The organism is Rhodococcus sp. CX, from assembly GCF_015865005.1.
Taxonomy (GTDB): Bacteria; Actinomycetota; Actinomycetes; order Mycobacteriales; family Mycobacteriaceae; genus Rhodococcus.
Genome location: NZ_JADZGH010000012.1, coordinates 4,041 through 11,012 on the forward strand (window position 1 = coordinate 4,041; position 6,972 = coordinate 11,012).

Below are 6,972 nucleotides of genomic sequence, written 5' to 3' on the forward strand. Positions count from 1 at the left end.
AGCAGCACGTCCAGGTCGCCCCAGAACACGTCGGCGAGGAACTGCTGCAGCGCGCGGTGCAGCATCGGCCCGCGCCACACGACCGGAGTGTTGCCCTGCGTGAACTGGGCGATGGAGATCATCTTCACGTCGTGCGCGATCGGCGGCATGATCATGCGCTCGACCTGCGTGGGCTTGGCGTCGGTGCCGAGCATGCGCGGGATCGAGTGACCGTAGATGTCGGCGTCGAGGACGCCCACGGACAGACCGCGCGCGGCCATCGCGGCCGCGAGGTTGACCGTGACCGACGACTTGCCGACCCCGCCCTTGCCGGACGCGACCGCGTAGACGCGGGTCAGCGATCCGGGCTGGGCGAACGGGATGACCGGTTCGGTGGAGTCCCCGCGCAGCGACTTGCGCAGTTCGGTGCGTTGTTCGTCGTTCATCACGTCGAGGGTCACGTCGACGGCACCGACCCCGGCGACGTCGGCGACGGCCTTGGTGACGCGTTCGGTGATCTCGGTGCGCAGCGGGCACCCGGCGGTGGTGAGGTAGACGGCGACGGCGACGTTTCCGTCGGCGTCGATGTCGATGCTCTTGACCATCCCGAGTTCGGTGATGGGTTTGCGGATCTCCGGATCCTGCACCCGGGAGAGGGCACTGCGGATTTCGGATTCACTCACTGCCATGGCGCCCATCGTAGGCGGGTACGGATCAGTGGATGCGCGGCAGGTCGACGGGGCTGGGCTCGATGCCGGTCGAATAGGCCGCGGACCAGGCCAGGACGTTCGCGACGTAGGCCATCGAATTGTTGTAGCGGTGGATGGCCTTGGTGGCCTGTGCGACGTTGCGCATGTCGAGGCCGCCGTCGCACAGGTACTTGGCGGTCGTCAGGGTGGAGTCGAACAGGTTCTGCGGATCGGCGACGCCGTCGCCGTTGCCGTCGCCCGCGTACTGGTTCCAGGTGGTGGGGATGAACTGCATCGGGCCGACCGCGCGGTCGTAGACGGTGTCGCCGTCGAGGGCGCCGCCGTCGGTGTCGTAGATGGTGGCCTGGCCGGGCAGGCTGCCGTTGAGGGGAAGCCCGATGACGGGATCGAAGAGCTTGCCGTCGTCGGAGGCGCGTCCGCCGTTGGCGTGGCCCGATTCGACACGGCCGATGCCCGCGAGCAGCGTCCAGTACATGCCGCAGCCGGGGTTCTCGGCAGCGAGGATGCGTTCGGCGTTCTGGTAGGCGGCGAAGTTCACCGCGGGGATCCCGAGCGGCCCCTGCTGCCGGACGACGGGTGCGGCCGGTTCCGGTTCGGGTGCCGGCGCGGCCTTCGGGGCGGGTGCGGCGGCGGGTTCCGGCGCGACCATCAGGTCGGCGACCGGCGCGACGGACCGGACGACCTCGGCGGGAGTCGTGTCGGCGGCAGCGGTTTCGGCCTCGGCGGAGCCGGCGGTCTGGTGGATACCGAGGAAGCTCTTCGAGGTCGCGCCCGCGGTGGCGGCGGCCGCGGTGACCAGGCCCACCGGTACGAGTCCTGTTACTGCGATGACGGAATTTCGTCGCAACTTGGAGGTCGTAACTTTGTTGTGCCGGCCCACTCGCTACCTTCCCTCGGGCACCTTTTCGAGATGCCTCCGTTATCTGGCCGACCGACGATAACACGGGCTGAGATTGTTCCGTTATTCAAACGTGATGTAACAGGGTGCGCTGCGCGCCCGTGTGCTTTATGGCGGCTGGGGCCGCCACAAAGACACACCGCTACTGCTGGCAGAGCGCGGGAACCAGGCAGGGGATTTCCGGCAGGGCCGGGGGAGCGGGAGCCGGAGCCTCCGGAGCAGGCGCGGCTTCGGCCGGGGCGGGCTCGGCGGCCGGCTCCTCCACGACGACCGGCTGGGATGCGACCGGCTGTGGTGCCACCGGCTCGGGGGCCGCGACATCCGCGGCGTCGGGAACCGGCCGGACGGTGGTCGTGGGCATCGGCGGCGGGGTGATCACGCCCGGCGACGTGGCCGCACCCTTCTCGTACGCAGCCGACCACGCCTCGACGTTCACCCGGTATTCCGGGCGGGGGTCGAACAGTGCGATCGCCCGGGCGCGGCCCTCCGGCTCCCGCAGGTTCGCCTCGTTCGCGCACATCCAGTGGCCCGCCGCGAGGGACTGGTCGAACACGTTCTGCGGATCGGTGCGTCCGTCGGCGTTGCCGTCCACCGCGTACTGCTCCCACACCGCCGCCGGCAGCTGCATCGGGCCGAGTTCACCGTTCGGCGACACCTTCGGGGTGCTCAGTGTGCCGAGCACATCGGTACGGCCGCCCTCGGCGTGCCCGGATTCGAGCCGCCCGACCGCCGCGAGCAGATTCCACGGCAGCCCGCACCCGGGCGTGTCGATCTGCAACTGCATCTCCGCAGCGCGATACGCGTAGTAGACGAGTTCGGGCACCGCGAGGGGACCCTCCGCCGCGAGCACGGGGGACGGCTGGCCGGGTGGGACCGTGACATCGGGCGGGAACTGCGCCAGCGGGTCGGTGGGAATGCCCGCGGGGGCGGCCGCCGGGCCGCGTGGCGGGGTACCCGGCGCGGGAGTGCCCGGGACGATCCCCACGGCCCCGGCCGTGGTCGTCACGGCTTCCTCGGCCGCGGCAGCCGGTTCGGTCAACGGTGCTGCCGACGACGAGGCGGCCGCATATCCCGCCGCGAGAATCACCGGCACCGCGATCAGACCCTGCCACCGCACACGACCACCCCTCACATGTCCTGCACAGCACTTCCTGCACAGCCACGAACTCGGACCCCCACGCCGCCCGACCCGGCATGTCTGTGACGGAGATTACAGAACAGTCGAGCCGAGTGCTCGCTCGGGATGACGTCAGCGCCGCGCACCGGGTGGCGTCAGCGCCGCGCGCTGCGTGCCTTCGCCTGGCTCCCGGACCGGGCGGACTCGTCCTCGGTGTCGACGAGCAGGGCACGCAGGTCGTCCAGTTCGCGGCGCAGATAGTCGCGGGTCGCGACCTCGCCGACCGCGAGCCGCAGGGCGGCGAGTTCCCGTGCGAGGAACTCGGTATCCGCCTTCGTCTGCTCGGCCCGCGCGCGGTCCTCCTCCAGCGAGACCCGGTCGCGGTTCTCCTGACGGTTCTGTGCCAGCAGGATCAACGGTGCCGCGTACGCCGCCTGGGTCGAGAACGCCAGGTTGAGCAGGATGAACGGGTACGGATCCCACTTCAGGTCCACCGCGAGGATGTTCAGGGAGATCCACACCACGACGATGATCGTCTGGATCAGCAGATAGCGGCCGGTCCCGAGGAAGCGCGCGATCGACTCGCTGACCCGGCCGACGGCCTCCGCGTCGAAGTTGAGCCGGAACCGGGACGACCGCGGCGTGTCGAGACGCTGGCTGGCCAGAGTGGTGCGGTCACTCATCGTCGGTCTCCTCTTCACGCCAGTCCTCGGGCAGCAGGTGATCGAGCACGTCGTCGACCGTCACCGCGCCGAGCAGATGCTGTTCGTCGTCGACCACCGGACCGCACACCAGGTTGTAGGTCGCGAAGTACCGGGTGACGGCCGTCAGGGAATCGCCGGGATCGAGCCGGGGCAGGTCGTTGTCGACGATGCCGCCGACCAGGCTCGCGGGCGGTTCGCGCAGCAACTGCTGCAGGTGCACGCAGCCGAGGTAGCGGCCCGTGGGGGTCGCGGTGGGGGGCCGAACGACGAACAGCATCGACGCCAGCGCCGGTGTCAGGTCCGGGTTGCGTGCCCGCGCCAGCGCCTCCGCAACCGTCGTGGCCGGGGTGAGCACGACCGGCTCCGGGGTCATCAGACCACCGGCGGTGTCGGGCGAGTGCTCGAGCAGGCGGCGCACCGGCTCCGAATCCTCGGGGTCCATCAACTGCAGCAGCGATTCGGCTTCGGTTTCGGGCAGCTCACCGAGCAGGTCGGCCGCGTCGTCCGGGTCCATCGCCTCGAGCACGTCGGCGGCGCGATCGACACCGAGGCTGGTGAGCAGCTCGGTCTGGTCGTCGGCGGGCAACTCCTGCACGACGTCGGCGAGGCGTTCGTCGTCCAGCGCGACCGCGACCTCGTTGCGCCTCTTCTCGGGCAGTTCCCGCAGCGCCAGCGCGACGTCCGCCGGGCGCATGTCCTCGAACTGCAGCAGCAGTTGCGAGACGCCCTGGCCGGGCATGGCCAGCGTTGCCGCGGTGAGCCCGGAGATGTGCTGCCACCGCACGACGTGGATCGCCGAGCGCCGGGCGAGCCGGCCCCGGTGCTGCCGTACCGCGACGCGCGTGACGAGCCAGTCGCGGGTGCGGGTCAGCTCGATGCCGAGATCCACGACGACCGCGTCGACCCCGGCGAGCTCGGGCAGTTCCGGGTCGTCGACCCGGACCTTCGAATCGAGCACCTGGGCGAGGGCGAGGATCTCGGTCGGGCGCTGTTTGAATCGGCGCAGACTGACGTTTCCGGTCGTGAGGGTCACCGCGCCCGGCTCGATCGCGGTGACGCGCAGCATCGGCACGAAGATCCGCCTCCGGGTGGGCAGCTCGACGACGAGGCCGATGACACGCGGCTGCTGGCGTCCCATCCGGATGGTGAGCACGACGTCGCGGACGCGACCGATCGATTCGCCGTCGGGTCCGAGAACGACCAGGCCCGCAAGCCTGGCCGCGAACACCTTGCTCACTGCTGCCAAGTGGTCACTCCCCACGAATTCGGTGCCGGACCAGCCAAGCATAAGAGCGGCCCCCGCCGGTCACGCCGCACCGCCCGGACCCGCGCCCCCGCCGTGAAATCCACGCCACAGACGGGTGGTCGTTCAGGGTTCGGTCACTGCTGACATGATGGCCGGGTCAGGGCGTGGGGGCGCCGAAACTGCAAACGGGAGGTCCGTCCAGCTCATGTCGTTCTCGTACAAGCCGCGTCGATCCGTACTCGCCGTCCCCGGAAGCAGCCGGAAGATGATCGAGAAGGCGAAGGGCCTGCCCGCCGACGAGATCTTCCTGGACCTCGAGGACGCGGTGTCGCCGCTGGCGAAGGAAGAGGCCCGCACGAACATCGTCGACGCGCTCAACGAGGGCGGCTGGGGCGAGCAGCTCAAGGTCGTGCGCGTCAACGACTGGACCACCGACGCCACCTACCTCGACGTCACGTCCGTCGTCGGCGGCGCGGGCGCGCACCTCGACGCGATCCTGCTGCCCAAGGTGCCCGACGCGAGCCACGTCAAGGCCCTGGATCTGCTGCTCACGCAGGTGGAGAAGGCGCACGGCCTCGAGGTCGGCGCGATCGGTATCGAACCGCAGATCGAGAACGCCATCGGCCTGACCAACATCAACGAGATCGCGACGGCCAGCCCGCGCGTCCAGACGCTCGTGTTCGGTCCCGCCGACTTCATGGCCAGCATCAACATGCGCACCCTCGTCGTCGGCGAACAGCCCGACGGGTACGACCGCGGGGACGCCTACCACCACATCCTGATGACGATCCTCATGGCCGCCCGCGCCCACGGGCTGCAGGCCATCGACGGTCCCTACCTGCAGATTCGCGACGTCGAGGCGTTCCGCCGGTCGGCGCAGCGCACCGCCGCCCTCGGTTTCGACGGCAAGTGGGTGCTGCACCCGAGCCAGATCGACGCGGCCAACGAGGTCTTCAGCCCCCGGCAGGAGGACTACGACAAGGCCGAGATGATCCTCGACGCCTACGAGTGGCACACCTCGGCCGCCGGCGGCGCGCGCGGCGCGGCGATGCTCGGGGACGAGATGATCGACGAGGCCAGCCGGAAGATGGCTCTGGTGATCTCCGCGAAGGGCCGCGCGGCGGGCATGACGCGCACCACGGTGTTCGACCCGCCGCAGTAGCCACGCGGGAGTCGTCAACCGGGCAGAATGGACACGTGCGCACAGCCGGAGCTGTGCGCCGCCCCCGACTGCGAAGCGACGTGCGCGTCGCCCCGCGAAAAGGAGTTCATGCCCATGACGAACCCTCTCGGACAGCCCGGCCGACCCGCCCCGGGTCTGCCGACCCCGCCGAGTGGTTGGCCGGTCGGGTCGTACGCGACCTACGCCGAGGCCCAGCACGCCGTCGACTACCTGTCCGATCAGAACTTCTCGGTTCAGGACGTCACGATCGTCGGTGTCGACCTCATGCAGGTCGAGCGTGTCACCGGCCGGTTGACGTGGCCGAAGGTGATCGGCGGGGGAATCGTGTCGGGTGCCTGGCTCGGCCTGTTCTTCGGTCTCCTGCTGGGAATCTTCTCGACCGATTTCCTCGGTCCGCTGCTCGTCGGCCTGGTCGGTGGCATCGTGTTCGGTCTGATTTCGGCGACCATCCCGTATGCCGCGACACGCGGCCAGCGGGACTTCTCGTCGACGATGCAGCTGGTCGCCGGCCGCTACGACGTGCTGTGCGAACCGAAGAGCGCCGAACGGGCCCGCGACCTGCTCGCCAAGCTGGCCATTTAGGGCATGTCTCCCAATCCCCATTTCGGCGCACCAGTCGCCCAATCGCCAGGTGCATCCGAGAGGGATCAGGAGACACGCCCTGGACCGGCTCCCTGCGCGGCGGGATCGACGTAGTCTCGCCCCATGACGATCCTCGTGACCGGAGCCACGGGCAATGTGGGGCGGTTGGTCGTCGACGAGCTCGTGCGCGCCGGGACCGAACGGTCCGTTCCCCCGATCCGGGCGCTGACGGTGAACCCGGTTCGTGCCGCGCTGCCCGATGGGGTCGAGGTCGCGAAGGGATTCGTGGGCCGGCCGGAGTCGCTGGACGGTGTGTTCGACGGCGTCGACGTCCTCTACCTGGCGCCGGTGCCGGCCGTGGCCGGTGCGGTCGCGCAGCTGGCCCGGGACGCCGGTGTGCGCAGGATCGTGACGCTGACCGGCGGGGAAGGCTCGGATTGGCACGGCATCGAGGCCGACGTCGAACGATCCGGACTGGCCTGCACGCATCTCGAGCCGGGGGAGTTCATGTCGAACGCCCTGATCTGGGCGGAACAGATCCGCACCACCGGCG

Annotated in this window: 8 protein-coding genes; 3 read left to right on the forward strand and 5 right to left on the reverse strand. The window is 69.8% G+C overall.

Annotated elements, in window-relative coordinates; all coding sequences use genetic code 11:
• The 5 genes from I0Q12_RS01150 to I0Q12_RS01170 form a co-directional block, all read right to left on the reverse strand.
• A partial coding sequence (locus tag I0Q12_RS01150; protein WP_197250217.1) for a P-loop NTPase occupies positions 1-668 on the reverse strand: 668 nt, incomplete at its 3' end.
• A 25-nt stretch (positions 669-693) separates the two neighbouring features.
• Complete coding sequence (locus tag I0Q12_RS01155) at positions 694-1,569, reverse strand: lytic murein transglycosylase (RefSeq protein ID WP_197250210.1); 876 nt, start codon at positions 1,567-1,569, stop codon at positions 694-696.
• Between the two features lie 160 nt (positions 1,570-1,729).
• The gene (locus I0Q12_RS01160) at positions 1,730-2,704 is read right to left on the reverse strand and encodes a hypothetical protein (RefSeq protein ID WP_197250211.1); all 975 of its coding nucleotides are present in this window, start codon (positions 2,702-2,704) and stop codon (positions 1,730-1,732) included.
• Between the two features lie 155 nt (positions 2,705-2,859).
• Positions 2,860-3,387: a DUF1003 domain-containing protein gene (locus I0Q12_RS01165; protein WP_197250212.1), complete on the reverse strand. Its 528-nt coding sequence runs from the start codon at positions 3,385-3,387 to the stop codon at positions 2,860-2,862.
• Positions 3,380-4,654, reverse strand: a complete 1,275-nt coding sequence (locus tag I0Q12_RS01170; RefSeq protein WP_197250213.1) for a magnesium transporter MgtE N-terminal domain-containing protein — start codon at positions 4,652-4,654, stop codon at positions 3,380-3,382. Before I0Q12_RS01170 ends, I0Q12_RS01165 begins: the two co-directional genes overlap by 8 nt.
• Positions 4,655-4,859: 205 nt before the next feature.
• On the opposite strand from I0Q12_RS01170, the gene I0Q12_RS01175 reads away from it, so the two are divergent.
• The 3 genes from I0Q12_RS01175 to I0Q12_RS01185 form a co-directional block, all read left to right on the forward strand.
• The gene (locus I0Q12_RS01175) at positions 4,860-5,816 is read left to right on the forward strand and encodes a CoA ester lyase (RefSeq protein ID WP_197250214.1); all 957 of its coding nucleotides are present in this window, start codon (positions 4,860-4,862) and stop codon (positions 5,814-5,816) included.
• A gap of 114 nt (positions 5,817-5,930) precedes the next feature.
• Entirely contained in the window at positions 5,931-6,419 is a 489-nt protein-coding gene (locus I0Q12_RS01180; RefSeq protein ID WP_197250215.1) for a general stress protein, read from the forward strand.
• A 123-nt stretch (positions 6,420-6,542) separates the two neighbouring features.
• The coding region (locus I0Q12_RS01185; RefSeq protein ID WP_197250216.1) for an SDR family oxidoreductase at positions 6,543-6,972 on the forward strand (430 nt) is incomplete at its 3' end.